Annotated in this window: 17 protein-coding genes; 4 read left to right on the top strand and 13 right to left on the bottom strand. The window is 71.1% G+C overall.

Annotated elements, in window-relative coordinates:
• The first annotated feature begins 161 nt into the window (after window positions 1-161).
• Genes ACIWVC_RS08680 through ACIWVC_RS08665 form a run of 4 tightly spaced genes read left to right on the top strand, consistent with a single transcriptional unit; the run spans window position 162 to window position 4,066 of the window.
• Window positions 162-2,627: a nitrate- and nitrite sensing domain-containing protein gene (locus tag ACIWVC_RS08680; RefSeq protein ID WP_396446309.1), complete on the top strand. Its 2,466-nt coding sequence runs from the start codon at window positions 162-164 to the stop codon at window positions 2,625-2,627.
• Window positions 2,624-3,049 (top strand): roadblock/LC7 domain-containing protein, encoded by a 426-nt coding sequence (locus tag ACIWVC_RS08675; protein WP_396446308.1) that lies wholly within the window; start codon window positions 2,624-2,626, stop codon window positions 3,047-3,049. The genes ACIWVC_RS08680 and ACIWVC_RS08675 overlap by 4 nt, the downstream gene beginning before the upstream one ends.
• On the top strand, window positions 3,046-3,474 hold the full coding sequence (locus ACIWVC_RS08670) for a DUF742 domain-containing protein (RefSeq protein WP_396446307.1): 429 nt from the start codon (window positions 3,046-3,048) through the stop codon (window positions 3,472-3,474). Before ACIWVC_RS08675 ends, ACIWVC_RS08670 begins: the two co-directional genes overlap by 4 nt.
• Window positions 3,455-4,066, top strand: coding sequence for a GTP-binding protein (locus ACIWVC_RS08665; RefSeq protein WP_396446306.1), 612 nt, complete (start codon window positions 3,455-3,457; stop codon window positions 4,064-4,066). The genes ACIWVC_RS08670 and ACIWVC_RS08665 overlap by 20 nt, the downstream gene beginning before the upstream one ends.
• 110 nt (window positions 4,067-4,176) lie before the next feature.
• Here the strand turns inward: ACIWVC_RS08665 and ACIWVC_RS08660 are convergent, their stop codons facing one another.
• The 13 genes from ACIWVC_RS08660 to ACIWVC_RS08600 are packed head-to-tail and all read right to left on the bottom strand — an operon-like array spanning window position 4,177 to window position 20,094.
• Window positions 4,177-5,178: a polyprenyl synthetase family protein gene (locus ACIWVC_RS08660; protein WP_396446353.1), complete on the bottom strand. Its 1,002-nt coding sequence runs from the start codon at window positions 5,176-5,178 to the stop codon at window positions 4,177-4,179.
• A 49-nt stretch (window positions 5,179-5,227) separates the two neighbouring features.
• The gene (gene nuoN / locus ACIWVC_RS08655; protein ID WP_396446305.1) at window positions 5,228-6,814 is read right to left on the bottom strand and encodes an NADH-quinone oxidoreductase subunit NuoN; all 1,587 of its coding nucleotides are present in this window, start codon (window positions 6,812-6,814) and stop codon (window positions 5,228-5,230) included.
• Window positions 6,811-8,391 carry an NADH-quinone oxidoreductase subunit M gene (locus ACIWVC_RS08650; protein WP_396446304.1) on the bottom strand — a complete coding sequence of 527 codons (1,581 nt, stop codon included), beginning with the start codon at window positions 8,389-8,391 and terminating at the stop codon, window positions 6,811-6,813. The genes nuoN and ACIWVC_RS08650 overlap by 4 nt, the downstream gene beginning before the upstream one ends.
• On the bottom strand, window positions 8,388-10,298 hold the full coding sequence (gene nuoL / locus ACIWVC_RS08645; protein WP_396446303.1) for an NADH-quinone oxidoreductase subunit L: 1,911 nt from the start codon (window positions 10,296-10,298) through the stop codon (window positions 8,388-8,390). Before nuoL ends, ACIWVC_RS08650 begins: the two co-directional genes overlap by 4 nt.
• Before the next feature lie 10 nt (window positions 10,299-10,308).
• Window positions 10,309-10,608: an NADH-quinone oxidoreductase subunit NuoK gene (gene nuoK, locus ACIWVC_RS08640; protein WP_396446302.1), complete on the bottom strand. Its 300-nt coding sequence runs from the start codon at window positions 10,606-10,608 to the stop codon at window positions 10,309-10,311.
• Entirely contained in the window at window positions 10,605-11,510 is a 906-nt protein-coding gene (locus ACIWVC_RS08635) for an NADH-quinone oxidoreductase subunit J (protein WP_396446301.1), read from the bottom strand. The genes nuoK and ACIWVC_RS08635 overlap by 4 nt, the downstream gene beginning before the upstream one ends.
• Window positions 11,507-12,142: an NADH-quinone oxidoreductase subunit NuoI gene (gene nuoI / locus ACIWVC_RS08630; RefSeq protein WP_396446300.1), complete on the bottom strand. Its 636-nt coding sequence runs from the start codon at window positions 12,140-12,142 to the stop codon at window positions 11,507-11,509. The genes ACIWVC_RS08635 and nuoI overlap by 4 nt, the downstream gene beginning before the upstream one ends.
• Window positions 12,129-13,472: an NADH-quinone oxidoreductase subunit NuoH gene (gene nuoH / locus ACIWVC_RS08625; protein WP_396446299.1), complete on the bottom strand. Its 1,344-nt coding sequence runs from the start codon at window positions 13,470-13,472 to the stop codon at window positions 12,129-12,131. Before nuoH ends, nuoI begins: the two co-directional genes overlap by 14 nt.
• Window positions 13,469-15,934, bottom strand: coding sequence for an NADH-quinone oxidoreductase subunit G (locus ACIWVC_RS08620; protein WP_396446298.1), 2,466 nt, complete (start codon window positions 15,932-15,934; stop codon window positions 13,469-13,471). The genes nuoH and ACIWVC_RS08620 overlap by 4 nt, the downstream gene beginning before the upstream one ends.
• A complete protein-coding gene (nuoF, locus tag ACIWVC_RS08615; RefSeq protein ID WP_396446297.1) occupies window positions 15,931-17,229 on the bottom strand; it encodes an NADH-quinone oxidoreductase subunit NuoF in 1,299 nt (432 codons plus the stop codon). The genes ACIWVC_RS08620 and nuoF overlap by 4 nt, the downstream gene beginning before the upstream one ends.
• On the bottom strand, window positions 17,226-18,008 hold the full coding sequence (gene nuoE / locus ACIWVC_RS08610; protein WP_396446296.1) for an NADH-quinone oxidoreductase subunit NuoE: 783 nt from the start codon (window positions 18,006-18,008) through the stop codon (window positions 17,226-17,228). The genes nuoF and nuoE overlap by 4 nt, the downstream gene beginning before the upstream one ends.
• Window positions 18,005-19,351, bottom strand: coding sequence for an NADH-quinone oxidoreductase subunit D (locus ACIWVC_RS08605; RefSeq protein ID WP_396446295.1), 1,347 nt, complete (start codon window positions 19,349-19,351; stop codon window positions 18,005-18,007). The genes nuoE and ACIWVC_RS08605 overlap by 4 nt, the downstream gene beginning before the upstream one ends.
• Complete coding sequence (locus tag ACIWVC_RS08600; protein WP_396446294.1) at window positions 19,348-20,094, bottom strand: NADH-quinone oxidoreductase subunit C; 747 nt, start codon at window positions 20,092-20,094, stop codon at window positions 19,348-19,350. The genes ACIWVC_RS08605 and ACIWVC_RS08600 overlap by 4 nt, the downstream gene beginning before the upstream one ends.

The following is a 20,094-nucleotide window of genomic DNA, read 5'->3' as shown; positions in this document are numbered from 1 at the left end:
GCGGACCACCGTCGCCCTTGCACCCACCACACGCGCCACCCGCCCGGCTTAATCCTGGCCGAAGCGGGTTGCGAGCCATTTCACATATTGTTGGGGCGATAGTAATGCGTTTCCGCAACTCGCGCCTGAGGACCAAGATCACGGCCCTGTTGCTCTCCCTCGTGGCACTCTGGGTTTTCGCCGCGTGGGTCACCCTGCGCGAGGGCGTCAACCTGCTCACCGTCAGCACGCTGGACAAGGCCCTCGCACAGCCGACCGACCCGCTCCTCGCCGACCTGCAGCGTGAGCGCCGGCTCACCATGGTGCAGATGGCGAGGCCGAGCGCCACCGCGCGGGCGGCGTTGAACGCGCAGCGCGAGCAGACCGACAAGACGCGCGCGGAGGCGGTCCGCCTCGCCCGCGGCGGGAACGTCGGGCGGTTCGGCGGCGGCACCCTCGAACGGCGCGTCGACCAGATGCTCGACCGGCTGAAGGCGGTGGACGGCACCCGCCGCGCGGTCGACGCCGGGAGCACCGACCGCGCCCGGGTCGCCGCCGGGTATTCCGAGGTCGTCGAGTCAATTTTCCGCGTCTACGATTCGCTGGCCACGCTGGACGACAAGGATTTCGCCCGCGACACCCGGACGCTCCTCGAACTGAACCGCATGTGGGAACAGCTTTCCCAGGAAGACGCATTGATGGCGGGCTCGCTCGCCGCGGGCCGCATCACCCCGCAGGAACTCGTCACCTTCACCCAGACGGTCGGCACCCGCCGGCACAACACCGCGCAGGCGCTCATCACCATTCAGGACTCGGACCCCACGCTGTACACCGGCCTGACGAAGAACGCGCGGATCACCAAGGTCCAGCCGCTCGAAGACGAGATCATGCAGAACCGCCGGACCTTCACCGCGCAGCAGGCCCGCGGCGCCTACCGGCCCCCGGTGACCGCCGACCAGTGGAACTCCGCGACCGAGCCCGCCCTCGCGGAGATGCGCCACCAGATCCAGTCGTCCGGTGACCGGCTGGTCGACCGCGCCACCCCGATCGCCGCGGGCGTGATCATCCGGCTGCTGCTGGCCGGCGGTCTCGGGCTCATCGCGGTCATCGCGTCCATCATCGTGTCGATCACCACCGCCCGCGCCCTCGTCCGCCAGCTGGAGCGGCTGCGCAACGCCGCCTGGGAGCTGGCCGAGCAGCGGCTGCCCGGCGTCGTCGAGCGGCTCGGCCACGGCGAGAAGGTGGACGTCGCCCTGGAGGCGCCGCCGCTGGAGTTCGGCACCGACGAGATCGGCCAGGTGGGGCGCGCGTTCAACGCCGTCCAGGAGACCGCGATCCGCACCGCCGTCGAGCAGGCCGAGCTGCGCCGCGGCATCCGGGACGTCCTGCTGAGCCTGGCGCGGCGCACCCAGACGCTGGTGCACCGGCAGCTCACCATGCTGGACACCATGGAGCGCCGCCGCGACATCGAGACCAAGGAGCTGGAGGAGCTGTTCCGGCTCGACCACCTCGCGACCCGCATGCGGCGCAACGCCGAGAACCTGATCGTCCTGTCGGGCGCCCTCCCGGCCCGCGGCTGGCGCAACTCGGTCCCGATGGTGGACGTCGTCCGCGCCGCGGTCGGCGAGGTCGAGGACTACACCCGCGTCACCGTGCTGCCGTTCGGCCCGGTGGAGCTGGCCGGGCGCGCCGTCGGCGACGTCACCCACCTGCTCGCCGAGCTGATCGAGAACGCGGTGTCGTTCTCCCCGCCCGACACCGTCGTGCAGGTCGGTGGGCACCTCGTCGCCAGCGGCTTCGCGATCGACATCGAGGACCGCGGGCTCGGCATGACCGACGACAAGCTCGCCGAGATCAACGAGCGGATCGCGAACCCGCCCGACTTCAACCTGCAGAGCTCGGTGCAGCTCGGCCTGTTCGTGGTCAGCAAGCTCGCCGAGCGGTACGGCCTCCAGGTCTCGCTGAAGCGGTCCGCGTACGGCGGCACCACCGCCGTCGTCGTCATCCCGCGCGAGCTGATCGTCGAGCAGGGCCCGGCGCCCGTGCCCGCCGGCGCCACCACGCAGAACGGGCTGGAGGTGCGCCGCCCGACCGCCGTCGGCGCCGGCGCCCCGGCCCCCGGGCGCGCGGCCGCCGCCACCGCGACGCTGCCCCCCGCGAGCACCGGCCGGCCGGCCGCCGGGCCCGCGCTCGTGGCGGTGCCCCCACCCGTGTCCGAACCGGCCGCGCCGACCGCGCCGACTCCAGGCGGCGACGCCGCACCCCAGCCGGACCCCGAGGCCCCGAGGACCGAACCGCCCGCGCCGCACGACGACGTGCCCGCGGACGGCGAGCGTCCCCACCCCACCGAGCCGGAGGACCAGCCACCCGTGCCCGAGATCTCCACCACACCGTCCGGCCTGCCCGTCCGGGTGCCGCAGGCGAACCTTGCCGAACCCCTGCGGGCCGACGAGCCCGCCGCCGCCGAGGAGCCGGACGAGCCGGAGGACCTGGGCCGCTCCCCCGAAGAAATCCAGCGGATCATGGGCTCCTACCAGCGCGGCACCCGCCAGGGCCGCTCCGACGCGGCCCGCACCGAGGCGGCGCGCGCCGACGAGGGCGGCGCCGACGCCGGCCACAACGCAGCGAAAGGCGAGGAAGAGCAGTGACGCAGAAGACCGGTTCCGCATCCGATCTGGGCTGGTTGCTGGACGACCTGGTCCACCGGTTGCCGCACGCCCGCAACGCGGTGGTGCTGTCGGCGGACGGCCTGCTCATGGCGTCCTCGGAGGGCATGTCCCAGGACGACGGGGAGCACCTCGCCGCCGTCGCCGCCGGCATCCAGAGCCTCGCCAAGGGCGCCGGGACCCGGTTCGGCGGCGGGCCCGTCCGGCAGACGATCGTCGAGATGGCGTCGGCGTTCCTGCTGGTGACGGTCGCCGGCAAGGGCGCCTGCCTCGCCGTCCTCGCCGAGGAGGACGCCGACGTCGGCCTGATCGCCTACGAGATGGCGATGCTCGTCACCGCCATGGGCCACCACCTGACCTCGCCCGCGCGGTCCGAGTCCGCCGGGGAGGGACGGCAGGCATGATGCCCCCCGAGGATCCCGCGCCGGAGCCCTGGACGGACGACCCGGCGCCGCCGCCCGCCCACCACGACCGGTACCTCGACGAGCAGGCCGGCCCGATGGTGCGGCCGTACGTGATGACCAGCGGCCGGATCGAGCCCACCCGCGGCAAGTTCGACCTGATCACCCTGGTGGTCGCGGACGGCCCGGAGCCCGAGGGCGCGATCGGCCTCGGCCCCGAGCACCTCGCCATCATCCGGCTCTGCCAGAACGTCATGTCGGTCGCCGAGCTCACCGGGCACCTCGACCTGCCGGTCGCCACGGTGCGGGTCATGCTCGGCGACCTGCTCGACAAGGGGTTCGTCTCCATGCAGGAACCCGAACCGGAGGCGGACATGCACGACATCAGGCTCTACAAGGCGGTGATCGATGGTCTCCGGGCCCTCTAGGGGCGTGCGCGCCCGCCGGCTCCCCACCGCGGTCAAGATCGTGATCGCGGGCGGCTTCGGGGTCGGCAAGACCACCATGGTGGGCACCGTCTCCGAGACGCAGCCGCTGCGCACCGAGGAACTCCTCACCGACCAGGGCGTCGGCGTCGACGACATCTCCGGCGTGGAGCGCAAGGACACCACCACGGTCGCGATGGACTTCGGCCGCATCACGATGCGGAACGGGTACGTCCTCTACCTGTTCGGCACCCCCGGCCAGGAGCGCTTCTGGTTCATGTGGGACGAGGTCTCCCTCGGCGCCCTCGGCGCCGTCGTGCTCGCCGACACCCGCCGCCTGTCCGACTGCTTCCCGTCGGTCGACTACTTCGAGCGCCGCGGCACACCCTTCATCGTCGCGGTCAACTGCTTCGAGGGCGCCAAGCAGTACGACCTCGGGGAGATCCAGATGGCCCTCAACCTGGGCCCCAAGGTCCCCGTCATGCTCTGCGACGCGCGCAGCCTCGAATCCTGCAAGGAGGTCCTCATCGACCTCGTCCTGCACGCGATGAAGTACCGCGGCCTGGCCGAGAAAGCCGAACCCCAGAACGCCTGAAGCACCCCGTGCGCCGGGGGCCGGGTCTCCTCCGGCGCACGGACAGGCGCACCACGCCGCAAGCGCCGGCGGCCGCTGCCGGCTTGCCAATGCGCGGCGGTGGAGGAGGGTCAGCCTGTGCGGGAGACGACGTAGTCGCAGAGGTTGGTGAAGGCGTCGCGGGCGGGGATGTCGGGGAGGGTGAGGAGTTCGGCGCGGGCGTCCTCCGCCCACCGGCGGAGGTCGGCGCGGGCGCGGTCCATGGCCGGGTGGGCGCGCAGCAGGGCGAGCGCCTCGGCGTGCAGGGCGTCGTCGGTGAGGTCCTGGACGAGCAGCTCGCGGAGGCGGGCGTCGTCGGGGCCCGACCCCGTCCCGGCGAGGACGTGGTGCATCGGGAGGGTGCGGATGCCCTCGCGGAGGTCGGTGCCGGGGGTCTTGCCCGACTCCTCCGTCTCGGAGTCGATGTCGAGGATGTCGTCGGACAGCTGGAACGCGATGCCGATCTTCTCGCAGGCGGAGGTGACCGTGTCGACGACGTGGGACGGGGCGCCGGACAGCAGCGCGCCGAACTGGCCGGACACCGCGATGAGGGACGCGGTCTTGTCGGCCACGACGCCCAGGTAGTGCTTGAGGGGGTCGGCGCCCGCGCCGGGGCCGACGGTCTCCTGGATCTGGCCGCGGACGAGCCGGGCGAACGCGCGGGCCTGGATCCGGACGGCCTCCGGGCCGAGGTCGGCGAGCAGGTCGGACGCGCGGGCGAACAGGTAGTCGCCGGTGAGGATCGCGACCGTGTTCGTCCAGCGGGAGTTCGCCGACTCCTGGCCGCGCCGGACGGTCGCCTCGTCCATCACGTCGTCGTGGTAGAGGGTGCCGAGGTGGGTCAGCTCGACGACGACGGCGGCGGGGACCACGCCGGACGCGGCCGGGTCGCCGAAGTGGGAGGCGAGCAGCACCAGCATCGGCCGGAACCGCTTGCCGCCCGCCTCGACGAGATGCTCCGACGCCTCGGTGAGCAGCGGGTCCTCGCCGCGCACGCAGTCGAGCAGCAGGGCCTCGACCTCGGCCAGCCGCGCCTTGGCGCTGGACGCGAGCGCGGCGTCGATGGGAAGCCCGAACGGGCCGGTCTCCTCGATGGCCGGCCCGCCGGACCTCTCAGCGGATGGGTTGCTCACCCAAGACTCCCTACCGGACGAACATGTGGGTCGTGGCCTGTCCCGCGAGGTCCAGAACCGGCTGCGGGAGCACGCCGAGTACCACAGTAGCCGTCACGCCGAGGGCGACCGCGACCGCGGTCGCCGGCCCGGCCACCACGACCGGCCCGTCCACGTCCGGCTCGCTGAAGAACATGACGACGATCACACGGACGTAGAAGAACGCGGCGACGGCGGACGACACGACCGCGACGATCACCAGCGGCGTCGCGCCCTCCTCCACGGCCGCCTTGAACAGCGCGAACTTCCCGGTGAACCCGCTGGTGAGCGGGATGCCGGCGAACGCCAGCAGGAAGAAGGCCATCACGCCGGCGACGACCGGGGACCGCTTGCCGAGCCCCGCCCACCGGGACAGGTGCCCGGCCTCGCCGGCCGCGTCCCGCACCATCGTCACGACCGCGAACGCGCCGACCGAGGTGAAACCGTACGCGAGCAGGTAGAACAGGGTGCTCGACAGGCCGTGCGGGGAGCTGGCGATCACGCCCATGAGCAGGAAGCCCGCGTGCGCGATCGACGAGTATGCCAGCATCCGCTTGATGTCGGTCTGCGTGATCGCGATGATCGACCCGGCGACCATCGTGAGAATCGCCACGCCCCACATGAAGGGCCGCCAGTCCCACCGGAGCGTCTCGAACGCGACGTAGTAGACGCGCAGGATCCCGCCGAACGCGGCGACGACCGTGCAGGACGCCATCAGCGCCGTGATCGGGGTGGGGGCGCCCTGGTACACGTCCGGCTTCCACATGTGGAAGGGGACGCCGCCGAGCTTGAACAGCAGCCCCACCGACAGCAGCGCGACGCCCGCGAGGAGCAGGGTCTCGCTGCCGGTGTCCTTGCTGATCTGCGCGGAGATGTCCGACAGCCGCACCGACCCGGCGTACCCGTACAGCAGCGCGATCCCGTACAGGAAGAACGCCGACGAGAACGCGCCGAGCAGGAAGTACTTGACCGCCGCCTCCTGGGAGAGCAGGCGGCGCCGGCGGGCGAGCCCGCACAGCAGGTACAGCGGCAGCGACAGGACCTCCAGCGCCACGAACATCGTGAGCAGGTCGTTGGCCGCCGGGAACATGATCATGCCGCCGACGGCGAACATCATCAGCGGGAAGACCTCGGTCTGCACGACCCCGGCCTCCGCGGTGCGCTGCTCGGCCTCGCTGCCGGGCAGCGCGGACGCCTGCGCGGTGAACGCGCCGTCGGCGCGGGCGCCGCCGCGCTCGGCGATCAGCAGCAGGCTGACCAGCGCCAGCACCAGGATGGTGCCCTGGATGAACAGCGTGGGGCCGTCCACGCCGAGGGCGCCCTCGGCGGCGACGTGGTGCGGGTCCTCGCTCCACCCGAGCGCGACCGTCCACGCGAACGCGCCGGCGAGCCCGAGGAACGCGAGCGGCACCTGCACGTAGTAGCGCGAGTCGCGGCCGACGAACGCCTCGACGAGCACGCCCACCACGGCCATGCCGAGCACCAGGAGCAGCGGCATGATCTGGCCGTACTCGATGTGCGGCGCGGTGATGTCGTCCTGCTGCGCGAGGACCGCGATCACCTGGTCAGGGGTGCTCATGGACGGGCTCCGTTCTCGGCGACGTTACCGGTGATGTCCGGCGCCGGATCGTGCCGGTCGACCCGGGCCAGCGTGTGGTCCACCGACGGGTTGATCACGTGCAGCACCGGCTGCGGGAAGAAGCCCATCGCCACGATGATCGCGATGATCGGGGCGATGACCCACTTCTCCCTGGCGGACAGGTCCTTCATGCCCTCGACCGCGGGGACCGTGGGGCCGCCCATCGTCCGCTGGTACATCCACAGGATGTAGATGGCGGCGAGCACGATGGCGATGATGGACGCGACGGCGGCCCACTCGTAGCGGCTGAACGTGCCGACCACGACCAGGAACTCGGACACGAACGGCGACAGGCCGGGCAGCGACAGGCTCGACAGGCCGGCGACGAGGAACGTCCCGGCCAGCACGGGCGCCACCTTCTGCATGCCGCCGAAGTCGGAGATCTTCGCCGACCGCCGCCGGACGATCATGAACCCGACGATCAGGAACAGCGCGCCGGTCGAGAACCCGTGGTTCACCATGTACAGCGCCGCGCCCGACTGCGCCTGCGACGTCATCGCGAAGACGCCGAGCACGATGAACCCGAAGTGGGAGATCGACGTGTAGGCGATCAGCCGCTTCATGTCGACCTGCCCGATCGCGAGGATGGCGCCGTAGATGATGCTGACCACCGCGAACGCGAGCACCGCGGGCGTCGCCCACTTGGACGCGCCGGGGAACAGCTCCAGGCAGAACCGGAGCATCCCGTAGGTGCCGACCTTGTCCAGCACGCCGACGATCAGCACCAGCGCGCCCGCCGGGGACTGCTGCGCGGCGTCCGGCAGCCAGGTGTGCACCGGGAACATCGGCGCCTTGATCGCGAACGCGACGAAGAAGCCGAGGAACAGCCACTTCGCCGTCGTCGGGTCGATGTTCATCTTCGACAGCTCGTCGAACATGAACGTCCCGTGCCCGACGCCGCCGTCCGCGGCGGACTTGGCCGACAGCGGGTACAGCCAGATGACGGCGACCAGCATCAGCAGCCCGCCGAACAGCGAGTACAGCAGGAACTTCACCGCGGCGTAGGAGCGCTGGGCGCCGCCGTAGGACCCGATGATGAAGTACACCGGGACCAGCATCGCCTCGAAGAAGACGTAGAAGAGGAACACGTCGGTCGCCGCGAAGACGCCGATCATGGCCGCTTCCAGCGTCAGCAGCAGCGCGAAGTACGTCTTCACCGACCGCTTCGCCGGGACGTCCGACCCGCCGGAGCGGTCGGCCTCGTGCCAGGACGCGAGGATGACCAGCGGGACGAGGATCACCGACATCAGGATCAGCGTCAGCGCGACGCCGTCGACGCCGAGCGCCCAGTGGACCCCGAACTCCTTGATCCACCAGTACTTCTCTTCGAACTGGAAGCGCGCCCCGCCCGCGTCGAAGCCCGCCGCGACGGCGCCGGTGAGCGCCGCGACGACGAGGGAGACGCCGAGCGCGAACTGCTTGACCAGCGTCTCCCGCTCGCGCGGGACGGCGATGAGCAGCAGCGCGCCCACCAGTGGCAGTCCGATGAGGACGCTCAGCCAGGGAAAGTCGCTCATGAAACGTTCACCACCAGGAGCGCCGCGACCACGAGGGCCGCGCCGCCCAGCATCGAGAGAGCGTAGGAACGGGCGAAGCCGGTCTGCACACGGCGGAGGCGGCCGGAACTGCCGCCGACGCCGGCGGCGGTGCCGTTGACGAGGCCGTCGACGCCGCGTCCGTCGAACCAGACCGCGAGCCGGGTCAGCCACTGCCCGGGACGCATGAGCAGCGACTCGTTGAACGCGTCGCCGTAGAGGTCCTTGCGGGCCGCGACCGTGACGAACGAGCCCTTGGGCGCCTCACGCGGCACCTTGCGGGCGCCGTACTGCCGCCACGCGATCGCCGCACCGATGATCATCAGGACGAAGACGGCCGCGCCCGGGGCGGTGAGCCACTTGAACTCGTGCTCGTGCTCGGGGGCCCCGACGACCGGTTCGAGGAAGCCGGAGAACCCGCCGAGGATCAGCAGCCCGCCGGCGGCGACCGAGCCGACCGCGAGCAGCATCAGCGGCACCGTCATGACCTTCGGCGACTCGTGCGGGTGGACGTCGTCCGCCCAGCGCTTCTCGCCGAAGAACGTCATGAACATCACGCGCGACATGTAGTAGGCGGTGACGGCCGCGCCGATGACCGCGCAGGCGCCGAGGACCGCCCCGGACGTGCCGCCCTTGTCGAACGCCGCCTCGATGATCGCGTCCTTGGTGAACCAGCCGGACAGCAGCGGGAACCCGATGATCGCGAGGTACCCGAGCCCGAACGTGACCGTCGTGGTCACCATGACCGCGCGGAGCGCGCCGTAGTGGCGCATGTTCACGTCGTCCTTCATGCCGTGCATGACGGACCCGGCGCCGAGGAACAGCCCGGCCTTGAAGAAGCCGTGCGCGATGAGGTGCGCGATGGCGAACACGTACCCGGCCTTGCCGAGCCCGGCGGCCAGCGTCATGTAGCCGATCTGCGACATCGTCGAGCCCGCCAGGGCCTTCTTGATGTCGTCCTTCGCGCACCCGATGATCGCACCGAACAGCAGCGTGGCCGCGCCGACGATCGTGACGACCAGCTGCGCGGTCTCCGACATCTCGAAGATCGGCCCGGACCGGACGATCAGGTAGACGCCGGCGGTCACCATCGTCGCCGCGTGGATGAGCGCCGACACCGGGGTCGGGCCCTCCATCGCGTCCAGCAGCCACGACTGCAGCGGCAGCTGCGCCGACTTGCCGCACGCGCCGAGCAGGAGGAGCAGCCCGATCGCGGTCGCGGTGCCGGTGCTCAGCCGGGACGCCATGCCCGCCTGCTCGCCGCCGAGGATCGGCCCGTAGTCGATCGTGCCGAACGTGGCGAACATCAGCGCGATCGCGATGATGATCCCCATGTCGCCGACGCGGTTGACGACGAACGCCTTCTTCGCCGCGGTCGCCGCGGTCGGCTTGTGCTGCCAGAACCCGATCAGCAGGTAGGACGCGAGACCCACGCCCTCCCAGCCGAGGAACATGACCAGGTAGTTGTCACCGAGCACCAGCAGCAGCATCGCCGCGACGAACAGGTTCAGGTACGCGAAGAACTTGCGGCGCTCTGGGTCCTCGGCCATGTAGCCGATGGAGTAGATGTGGATCAGCGAGCCGACCCCGGTGATCAGCAGGACGAAGCTGATGGACAGCGGGTCCACCAGCAGGTTCATGCCGACCTTGAACGAGCCGACGTCGATGAAGTCCCACAGGTGCACGGTCCGGCCGCGCTCCGCGGCGTCGTAGCCGAGCATCTGCACGAGCATCGCGACGCCCACGCCGAACGCGGCGACCGCCGTGGCGCAGCCGAGCAGGTGGCCCCACCGGTCGGTGCGCCTCCCCCCGAGCAGGAGGATCGCGGCGCCCGCGAGCGGGAGCGCGATGAGAAGCCAGGACGCGGCCTGGATGCCTTCCGCTTGCATTCCCGACCTCTCAGTACTTCAGCAGGTTCGCGTCGTCGACCGACGAGGACCTGCGGGTCCGGAAGATGGTCATGATGATCGCCAGGCCCACCACGACCTCCGCGGCGGCCACCACCATCACGAAGAACGCGATGATCTGGCCGTCGAGGTTGCCGTGCATGCGGGAGAACGAGATGAACGCCAGGTTCGCCGCGTTCAGCATCAGCTCGATGCACATGAACACCACGATCGCGTTGCGGCGCACGAGGACGCCGAGCGCTCCGATGGTGAACAGGATCGCCGAGAGCGCCAGGTAGTGCCCCGGACTCATTGACCAGCCTCGCCTTCGTTCGCGCCGCCGCCCGCGGCCGGCGTCCCCGACTTCACGGAGCGCGACTCGGCGTCGGCCTCTTCGGCCTCTGCGGTGACCGCCTTGACCGCGGCCACGTCCCGTTCGAGCGCCTCCTCCTCGGTGCCGCCGTACAGGTCGGCGTGCCGCTCGGCGGTGTCGGTGCGGGCCGCGATGACCGGGTTGACCGACAGCTCCGACGGCGTGCCGTCCGGCAGCAGCGCCGGCATGTCGACGGCGTTGTGCCGGGCGTAGGTGCCGGGGCCCGGCAGCGGGCCCGGGTGCTCGCCGGTGAGGAAGCGGCCCTTGGACAGGTCCTTCTGCGTCTTCTTCGGCTCGGTGCGCTCCCGGTGCGCCAGCACCATCGCGCCGAGCGCCGCGGTGATCAGCAGCGCGCTGGTCGCCTCGAACGCGAACACGTACTTGGAGAACAGCAGCTGCGCCAGGCCGAACACGTTGCCCTCGGCGTTGGCCTGGGCGAGGCCCGCCGAGTCGTCGAGGGCGGCGTTGCCGATGCCCGCGGTCAGCAGGGCGATGAACCCGATCGCGGCGATCACACCCCAGAAGCGCTGCCCCCGGATCGTCTCCACCAGCGAGTCGGTGGAGCTGACCCCGACGACCATCATCACGAACAGGAACAGCATCAGCACGGCGCCGGTGTACACGATCACCTGGACGAACGCCAGGAACGGCGCGTTCTGGATCGCGTACAGCGCGGCGAGGGAGAGCATCACGGTCGCCAGCAGCAGCGCCGAGTGCACCGCCTTCCGCATGAAGATCATTCCGAGCGCGCCGAGCACCGAGACGACGGCGAGCAGCCAGAAGAAGAACGGCTCCCCGGACTGCTTGTCCGCGACCTCGGCGGCGATGACGGCGGTGTTCATTCGCCCTCACCGCCCTTGCGGCGCTTCTCCGCCTTCACCGCGTTGTCGGCGCTCGCCCGGCCGCCGCCCTCGGACGGCACTCTCGGGGCCGAGGGCGTCTCGGCGGAGCCCGCCGCCTCGTCGGACTGGAGGCCGAGGCGGTAGTAGTCCTCCTCGGTGTCGCCGAGCCGCATCTCGTGCGGCGGCGCCTCCATGCCCTCGCGCAGCGGCGCCAGCAGCATCTCCTTGGTGTAGATCAGGCTCTCCCGGCTGTCGTCGGCGAGCTCGTACTCGTTCGTCATCGTGAGCGCCCGGGTGGGGCACGCCTCGATGCAGAGCCCGCAGAGGATGCAGCGCAGGTAGTTGATCTGGTAGGTGCGGCCGTACCGCTCACCGGGCGAGTACCGCTCGTCCTCGGTGTTGTCGGCGCCCTCGACGAAGATGGCGTCCGCCGGGCAGGCCCACGCGCACAGCTCGCAGCCGATGCACTTCTCCAGGCCGTCCGGCCAGCGGTTCAGCTGGTGCCGGCCGTGGAAGCGCGGGGCGGTCGGCTTCTTCACCTCCGGGTACTGGACGGTCTCGCTCTTCATGAACATCTGGTGGAACGAGACCCCGAACCCCTTGACCGGGTTCAGGAAATCAGTGAGACCCACTGGTGACCTCCTCGGAGGACGTTTCGATCGTGGCGGGCCGGGCGGCCGGCTCGCGGGCGCGGCCGTGGTAGTGCGGCGCGTCCAGCGGCGGCACCGGGAACCCGCCCGCGGCCGGGTCGGTCCCCTCGCCCTGGGCCGCGCCGGGGACGATCTCCTTCTCGTCCTCGCCGCCCCGGAGCATCTCCCACAGCACCGTCGCGACCAGCACGACCGCCGCCACCACCGCGGTGGCGATGGCGATCTCCCGGGTGTCGTAGCCCTCGCCGCGGAGGGCGCGGATCGCCGCGACCAGCAGGATCCAGCCGAGCGACACCGGGATCAGCACCTTCCAGCCGAGGCGCATCAGCTGGTCGTAGCGGACCCGCGGCAGCGTGCCGCGCAGCCAGATGAAGAAGAAGATGAACAGGAAGATCTTGATCAGGAACCACAGCACCGGCCACCAGCCGGAGTTGGCCCCCGCCCAGACGGTGGAGATCGGCGCGGGCGCGCGCCAGCCGCCGAGGAACAGCGTGGTGGCGAGCGCCGACAGGGTGGTGAGGTTGATGTACTCGGCGAGGAAGAACATCGCGAACTTCAGCGACGAGTACTCGGTGTGGAAGCCGCCGACGATCTCGCCCTCGCCCTCGGGCAGGTCGAACGGGATGCGGTTCGACTCGCCCATCATCGTGATCACGTAGATCACGAAGGACGGGGCCAGCAGCACCACGAACCAGGTGTCGTGCTGCTTGGCGACGATCTCCGAGGTGGACATCGAGCCGGCGAACATGAACACCGCGACGAACGACAGCCCCATCGCGATCTCGTAGGAGATCATCTGCGCGGACGAGCGGAGCCCGCCGAGCAGCGAGTACGGCGACATCGACGACCAGCCGGCCAGCACCACCCCGTAGATCCCCATCGACGACATCGCGAGGACCAGCAGGACCGCGACCGGCAGGTCGGTGCCCTGCAGCGCCGTCTGGTGCCCGAAGATCGACACCGTCGGCCCGAACGGGATGATGATGAACGAGATGAACGCCGGCACCGCCGCCATCACCGGCGCCAGGATGAACACCACCTTGTCCACCTGGCGGGGGATGATGTCCTCCTTCAGCGCCAGCTTGACGCCGTCGGCGAGGCCCTGCAGCAGGCCGAAGGGCCCGGCGCGGTTCGGGCCGACGCGCAGCTGCATCCGCCCGATGACGCGGCGCTCGATCCACATCGTGAGCAGCACGGTCACGACGAGGAACGCGAAGATGACGACGACCTTGCCGCCGATCAGCCACCACGGGTCTTTGCCGAAGTCCTGCAGCGACGGGTCGGCCGCCGGGGCCGCGGCGAGGGGACTCATTCGGTGCCTCCAGCGATCTCGGTCGCGGTCGCGAGCACCCCGCTCGCGATCTTGACGACGTCGCCCGCGGCCGTGCCCAGATCCCGGTAGAGGGCGCAGCCGGCCGAGTTCGTCGGCAGCCACACCACCCGGTCGGGCATGTCCGGGGTGATCTCCAGCGGGAGCGTCACCTCGCCGCGCGCCCCCGACACGGTCACCGCGTCGGTCGCGCCGATCTCCGCGGCCGTCGCGGGCGACAGCCGGGCGACCGCCGGCTTGGCGGTGCCCGCGAGGAACGGCTCCCCGTCCTGCAGGCGGCCCCGGTCCAGCAGCAGCCGCCACGTCGCGAGCAGCGCCTCGCCCTGCTCGGGGTGCGGCGGCAGCTCCTGCGCCACGTTGGGCGGCTCCGGGCGCTCGCCGCGGTAGGCGCCGAGCTCGGTGAGCTCGCGGCGGGCCGCCTCCGGGCCGGGCAGGCCCAGGTGGACGTCCATCTCGTCGGCGAGCGCGTCCAGGACCCGCAGGTCCGGCAGCTTCCCGGCCGACTTCAGCGCGATGTCGAACGGGCGGCCGCGGCCCTCCCAGTCGACGAACGTCCCGGACTTCTCCGCGACGGCCGCGACGGGGAGCACCACGTCGGCGCGGTCGGTGACCGCGGACGGGCGCTGCTCCAGGCTCACCACGAACGGGGTCGCCTCCAGCGCCCGCAGCATCGCCTCCGGGTCGGGCAGGTCGTAGGGGTCGACGCCGCCGACGAGCAGCGCGCCGCGCCGGCCCTGCGCCGCCGCCGCGATGATGCCGGCGGTGTCCTCGCCGGGCCCGGCGGGCAGCTCCGCGACGCCCCAGGTGCGGGCGACCTCGGCGCGCGCGGCGGGGTCGGTGACCGGGCGGCCGATCGGCAGCAGGCCGGGCAGCGCCCCGGCCTCGAGCGCGCCGCGCTCCCCGGCCCGGCGCGGCACCCACGCCAGCCGGGCGCCGGTGACCTGCGCGAGCCGGACCGCCGCGGTCAGCGCCCCGGGGCTGGTGGCGAGCCGCTCGCCGACGAGGATGACGGCGCCGGGCGTCTCCAGCAGCGCCCGGACGTCGGCGCGGTCGGCGTCCCCGATGAGGGAGCCGAGCGTCTCGGCCTCCGCGCCGGGCGGGGTCGGCAGCAGCGTGCCGCCGACCTTGGTCAGCCCGCGGGTCGCGAACGGGGCGGCGGCGTACACCGGCAGCCCGTTCTTGCGGAACGCCTTGCGGAGCCGCAGGAACACGATCGGCGACTCCTCCTCCGGCTCGAAGCCGGCGAGGACGACGACGGGCGCCTTCTCCAGGTCGGCGTAGGAGACCTCGATGGAGCGTCCCGCGACCGACGAGGCGAGGAACTGCGACTCCTCGTCCGACAGCGGCCGGGCCCGGAAGTCGACGTCGTTGGTGCCGAGCGCGACCCGGGCGAACTTGGCGTAGGCGTAGGCGTCCTCAAGGGTGACGCGGCCGCCGGTGAGCACCCCGGCCGAGCCGCGCGCCGCGGCGAGGCCCCGCGCCGCGATGGTCAGCGCCTCGGGCCACGACGCAGGCTCCAGCGCCCCGTCCTCGTTGCGGACGAGCGGGGTGGTGAGCCGGTCCGGCTGCGTGGCGTAGGTGAACGCCCAGCGGCCCTTGTCGCAGTTCCACTCCTCGTTGACCTGCGGCTCGTCCCCGGCCAGCCGGCGGGTGACCTTCCCGCGCCGGTGGTCGGTGCGCAGCCCGCAGCCGGACGCGCAGTGCTCGCAGACGCTCGGCTGCGACACCAGGTCGAACGGCCGGGACCGGAACCGGTAGGCGGTGCCGGTGAGCGCTCCCACCGGGCAGATCTGCACCGTGTTGCCGGAGAAGTAGGAGTGGAACGGGTTGCCGTCGGCGGTCCCGACCTCCTCCTTCGCGCCGCGCGCGAACAGGTCGATGAACGGGTCGCCGGCGATCTGCTCGGAGAACCGGGTGCAGCGGGTGCACTGGATGCACCGCTCCCGGTCGAGGAGCACCTGGCTGGACAGCGGGATCGGCTTCGGCCAGGTCCGCTTGGTCCCGGTGAAGCGGGTCTCGCCGCGCCCGTTGGACATGGCCTGGTTCTGCAGCGGGCACTCGCCGCCCTTGTCGCAGATCGGGCAGTCCAGCGGGTGGTTGATGAGCAGGAACTCCATGATGCCGTGCTGGGCCTTGTCGGCCACCGGCGAGGTGAGCTGGGTCTTCACGACCATGCCCGGCATCACGGCGGTGGTGCAGGACGCCTGCGGCTTCGGCATCCCGCGGCCGTTGCCCGCGTCCGGGATCTCCACCAGGCACTGCCGGCACGCGCCGATCGGGTCGAGCAGCGGGTGCTCGCAGAACCGGGGGATCTGGATGCCGAGCAGCTCGGCGGCCCGGATGATCAGCGTGCCCTTGGGCACTTCGATCTCGAAGCCGTCGATGGTGCAGGAGACCATCTCCTCACGCTTCTCCACCGCCGACTTGTCGTCGGTGACGGTCACTTGGCACCTCCCCAGAGGGTGGACTTGGCCGGGTCGAACGGGCAGCCGCCCTGCTCGAAGTGCTGGAGGTACTCGTCCCGGAACAGCTTGATGGACGACACGACCGGGCTGGTGGCGCCGTCGCCGAGGGCGCAGAACGCGCGGCCGAGGATGTTGTCGGAGATGTCCAGCAGGGTCTCCAGGTCCTCGTCGGTGCCCTCGCCCGCTTCCAGCCGCGCGAACATCTGCTTGTACCAGTAGGTGCCCTCGCGGCACGGCGTGCACTTGCCGCACGACTCGTGCGCGTAGAACTCCGACCAGCGCTGGACGGCCCGCACCACGCAGGTCGTCTCGTCGAAGATCTGCAGCGCCCGGGTGCCGAGCATGGACCCGGCGGCGCCGACGGACTCGAAGTCCAGCGGGACGTCCAGGTGCTCGTCGGTGAAGATCGGGGTGGACGACCCGCCGGGCGTCCAGAACTTCAGCCGGTGCCCCTCGCGGATGCCGCCCGCCATGTCGAGCAGCTCCCGCAGCGTGATGCCGAGCGGCGCCTCGTACTGGCCGGGCCGCTTGACGTGCCCGGACAGCGAGAAGATCCCGAAGCCCTGCGACTTCTCGGTGCCCATCGAGGCGAACCACTCGGGCCCGTTCTCGACGATCGAGGGAACCGAGGAGATCGACTCGACGTTGTTGATGACGGTGGGTCCGCCGTAGAGGCCCGCGACGGCGGGGAAGGGGGGCTTCAGCCTGGGCTGGCCGCGGAACCCCTCCAGGGAGTCCAGCAGCGCCGTCTCCTCGCCGCAGATGTAGGCGCCGGCGCCGCAGTGCACGACCACGTCCAGGTCGTAGCCGGAGCCGAGGATGTCCTTGCCGATGTACCCGGCCTCGTACGCCTCGGCGACCGCCTGCTGCAGGCGGCGGATCACGTGCAGGACCTCGCCGCGCACGTAGATGAACGCCTGGTTCGACTTGATGGCGTACGCGCTGATGATGACGCCCTCGATGAGGACGTGCGGGTTCGCCATCATCAGCGGGATGTCCTTGCACGTGCCCGGCTCGGACTCGTCGGCGTTGACGACGAGGTACCGCGGGTTCGGGCTGGACGGCGGCAGGAAGCCCCACTTCATGCCGGTGGGGAACCCGGCGCCGCCGCGCCCGCGGAGCCCGGAGTCCTTGACGGCCTGGACGATCTCGTCCGGCTCCATCCGCAGCGCCTTGCGCAGCGCCCGGTAGCCGCCGTCGCGCTCGTAGCCGGCGCGGGTGAACGAGTCGGCCTTGTCCCAGTTCCTGGTGAGGACGGGGGTCAGCGTGGTCACTTGTTCCGTCCCTCCTGGCTGCCCGGCTTGACGTCGCCGCCGATGGGCTTTCCGGGCTCGTTCGGGGGCGGGTCGGTGACCTCGCCCGGCTTGACCGGCTCGTCGGGCCGCTCTCGGTCGGCGCCGGCGGGCGGCGCCGTCCAGCCGCGCTCCTGCGCGATCTTCAGGCCGACCAGCGACTGCGGCCCGGCCTGGACGCCCTCGCCGGCGAGCCCGTCCGGGAAGCCGGCCAGCACGCGCGACGCCTCCTTCCAGGTGGCGAGGCGGTTCGGGCCGCGGGAGGGCAGCACGTCCTTGCCGACCCGGAGGTCGTCGACGAGCTGCTTGGCCTTCTCGGGAGTCATGTTGTCGAAGAACTCCCAGTTGACCATCACGACGGGGGCGAAGTCGCAGGCCGCGTTGCACTCGACGCGCTCCAGGCTGACCTTGCCGTCCGGGGTGGTCTCGTCGTGGCCGACCCCGCAGTGCGCGCTCAGCTCGTCCCAGATCTGGTCGCCGCCCATGACCGCGCACAGCGTGTTGGTGCAGACGCCGACGTGGTACTCGCCGACCGGCTCCCGCTTGTACTGCGTGTAGAAGGTGACGACGCCCATGACCTGCGCGGGGGTGATGCCGAGCATCTCGGCGCAGAACTCCACGCCCCGCTGGGTGACGTATCCGTCCTCCGACTGCACCAGGTGCAGCATCGGCAGGAGCGCCGACCGCGGCCGCGGGTACCGGCCGATGATCTCCTTGGCGTCCCGCTCCAGCCGCTGGCGTACGTCGGGCTCGTACGTCATCGGTCCACTCCCCCCATGACCGGATCGATGCTGGCCACGGCTGCGATGATGTCGGCGACCATGCCGCCTTCGCTCATCGCCGGGGTCGCCTGCAGATTGACGAAGGACGGCTCGCGGAAGTGCACCCGGTACGGGCGGGTGCCGCCGTCGCTGACCACGTGGGCGCCGAGTTCGCCGCGCGGCGACTCGATCGGCACGTACGCCTGCCCCGCCGGCACCCGGAAGCCCTCGGTGACCAGCTTGAAGTGGTGGATCAGCGCCTCCATCGAGGTGCCCATGATGTGCGCGATGTGCCGGGGCGAGTTGCCCATGCCGTCCGCGCCGATGGCGAGCTGCGCGGGCCAGCCGATCTTCTTGTCCTCGATCATGACCGGGCCCTTGACCGCCTGCAGCCGCTCCAGGCACTGCTCGACGATCTTCAGCGACTCCTCCATCTCGTCCATCCGGACGAGGTAGCGGCCGTACACGTCGCAGGTGTCCTGCGTCGAGACGTCGAACTCGTAGGTCTCGTAGCCGCAGTAGGGCTGCGACTTGCGCAGGTCCCACGGGAGGCCGGTCGAGCGCAGCACCGGGCCGGTGACGCCGAGCGCCATGCACCCGGTGAGGTCGAGGTACGCGATGTCCTGCGTGCGCGCCTTGAAGACCGGGTTCTCGTCCAGCAGCTTGCGGAGCGCCTGGATCCGCTTCGGCATCCGGTCGAGGTAGTCACGGATCTTGCTGGTGGCGCCGCTCGGCAGGTCCTGCGCGACCCCGCCCGGCCGGACGTAGGCGTGGTTCATCCGCAGCCCGGTGATCTCCTCGAACAGGTCGAGGGTGTACTCGCGCTCGATGAACCCGTTCAGCATCACGGTCGTCGCGCCGAGCTCCAGCCCGAACGTGGCGATCGCGACCAGGTGCGAGGAGATCCGGTTCAGCTCCATCATCATCACGCGGATGATCTGGGCCCGCTCGGGGATCCTGTCCTCGATGCCGAGGAGCCGCTCCACGCTCAGGCAGTACGCCGTCTCGTTGAACAGCGGCGCCAGGTAGTCCATCCGGGTGCAGAACGTGGTGCCCTGCGTCCAGGTGCGGAACTCCATGTTCTTCTCGATGCCGGTGTGCAGGTAGCCGATGCCCACCCGGGCCTCGTTCACCGTCTCACCGTCGAGCGTGAGGATCAGCCGGAGCACGCCGTGCGTGGACGGGTGCTGCGGACCCATGTTGACGACGAGCCGCTCGTCGCCCAGGTCCTCGGCGGCGGAGACGACCTTGTCCCAGTCCTGCCCGCCGACGTCGAAGACCTTGCCCTCGGCCGCCTCCTCGGCGGCGTACGCGTCGTACTCGGTGTACTTCGTCGAACTCATACGTACGACCGCCTTTCGTCCGGCGGCGGAATCTCCGCTCCTCGGTACTCGACGGGGATGCCGCCGAGCGGGTAGTCCTTGCGCTGCGGGTGCCCCACCCAGTCGTCGGGCATCTCGATGCGGGTCAGCGCGGGGTGGCCGTCGAAGACGATCCCGAAGAAGTCGTACGTCTCGCGCTCGTGCCAGTCGGCCGTCGGGTAGACCGGGACCAGCGACGGGACGTGCGGGTCGGCGTCGGGGCAGCTCGCCTCCAGCCGGACCCGCCGGTTGTGCGTGATCGACAGCAGGTGGACGACGGCGTGCAGCTCGGCGCCCTCGTCCTTCGGGTAGTGGACGCCCGACACGCCGGAGCAGAGCTCGAAGCGCAGCGACGGCTCGTCCCGCAGGGTCTTGGCGACCTCGCGCAGGCGCTCGCGCTTGACGTGGAAGGTCAGCTCGCCGCGGTGCACGACAACCCGCTCGATCGCGTCCCCGAAGTCGGGGTAGGCACGCTCCAGCTCGTCGGCGATCTCGTCGAACTCGCCGGGCTCGGCGGCGCCGCCGGGCCCGCCGTACGGGCGCTGCGCCGACACCTTCGGGCTCTGCCGGACGACGAGGCCGCCGTAGCCGGAGGTGTCGCCGGTCGTCTTCGCGCCGAACATGCCCTTGCGGACGATCGGCTGCTCGCGGCGGTCCTCCTCGGCGTGCGCCGGGAGCTGGTCGGCGGCCTGCTCGGCCTGCTGCTCGGGGTGCTGCGAACTCAT

This window comes from Actinomadura sp. (assembly GCF_044508335.1).
GTDB lineage: Bacteria > Actinomycetota > Actinomycetes > Streptosporangiales > Streptosporangiaceae > Spirillospora.
This window is presented reverse-complemented; position numbering and strand designations above follow the sequence as displayed.

What these genes read in the sequence shown, in the direction of transcription:
- ACIWVC_RS08670 (WP_396446307.1), top strand. Translation starts at nt 3,046, where the DNA reads ATGATGCCCCCCGAGGATCCCGCGCCGGAGCCCTGGACGGACGACCCG.
- ACIWVC_RS08665 (WP_396446306.1), top strand. Translation starts at nt 3,455, where the DNA reads ATGGTCTCCGGGCCCTCTAGGGGCGTGCGCGCCCGCCGGCTCCCCACC.
- nuoN (WP_396446305.1), bottom strand. Translation starts at nt 6,814, where the DNA reads ATGAGCACCCCTGACCAGGTGATCGCGGTCCTCGCGCAGCAGGACGAC.
- ACIWVC_RS08650 (WP_396446304.1), bottom strand. Translation starts at nt 8,391, where the DNA reads ATGAGCGACTTTCCCTGGCTGAGCGTCCTCATCGGACTGCCACTGGTG.
- nuoL (WP_396446303.1), bottom strand. Translation starts at nt 10,298, where the DNA reads ATGCAAGCGGAAGGCATCCAGGCCGCGTCCTGGCTTCTCATCGCGCTC.
- nuoK (WP_396446302.1), bottom strand. Translation starts at nt 10,608, where the DNA reads ATGAGTCCGGGGCACTACCTGGCGCTCTCGGCGATCCTGTTCACCATC.
- ACIWVC_RS08635 (WP_396446301.1), bottom strand. Translation starts at nt 11,510, where the DNA reads ATGAACACCGCCGTCATCGCCGCCGAGGTCGCGGACAAGCAGTCCGGG.
- nuoH (WP_396446299.1), bottom strand. Translation starts at nt 13,472, where the DNA reads ATGAGTCCCCTCGCCGCGGCCCCGGCGGCCGACCCGTCGCTGCAGGAC.
- nuoE (WP_396446296.1), bottom strand. Translation starts at nt 18,008, where the DNA reads ATGACGTACGAGCCCGACGTACGCCAGCGGCTGGAGCGGGACGCCAAG.
- ACIWVC_RS08605 (WP_396446295.1), bottom strand. Translation starts at nt 19,351, where the DNA reads ATGAGTTCGACGAAGTACACCGAGTACGACGCGTACGCCGCCGAGGAG.
- ACIWVC_RS08600 (WP_396446294.1), bottom strand. Translation starts at nt 20,094, where the DNA reads ATGAGTTCGCAGCACCCCGAGCAGCAGGCCGAGCAGGCCGCCGACCAG.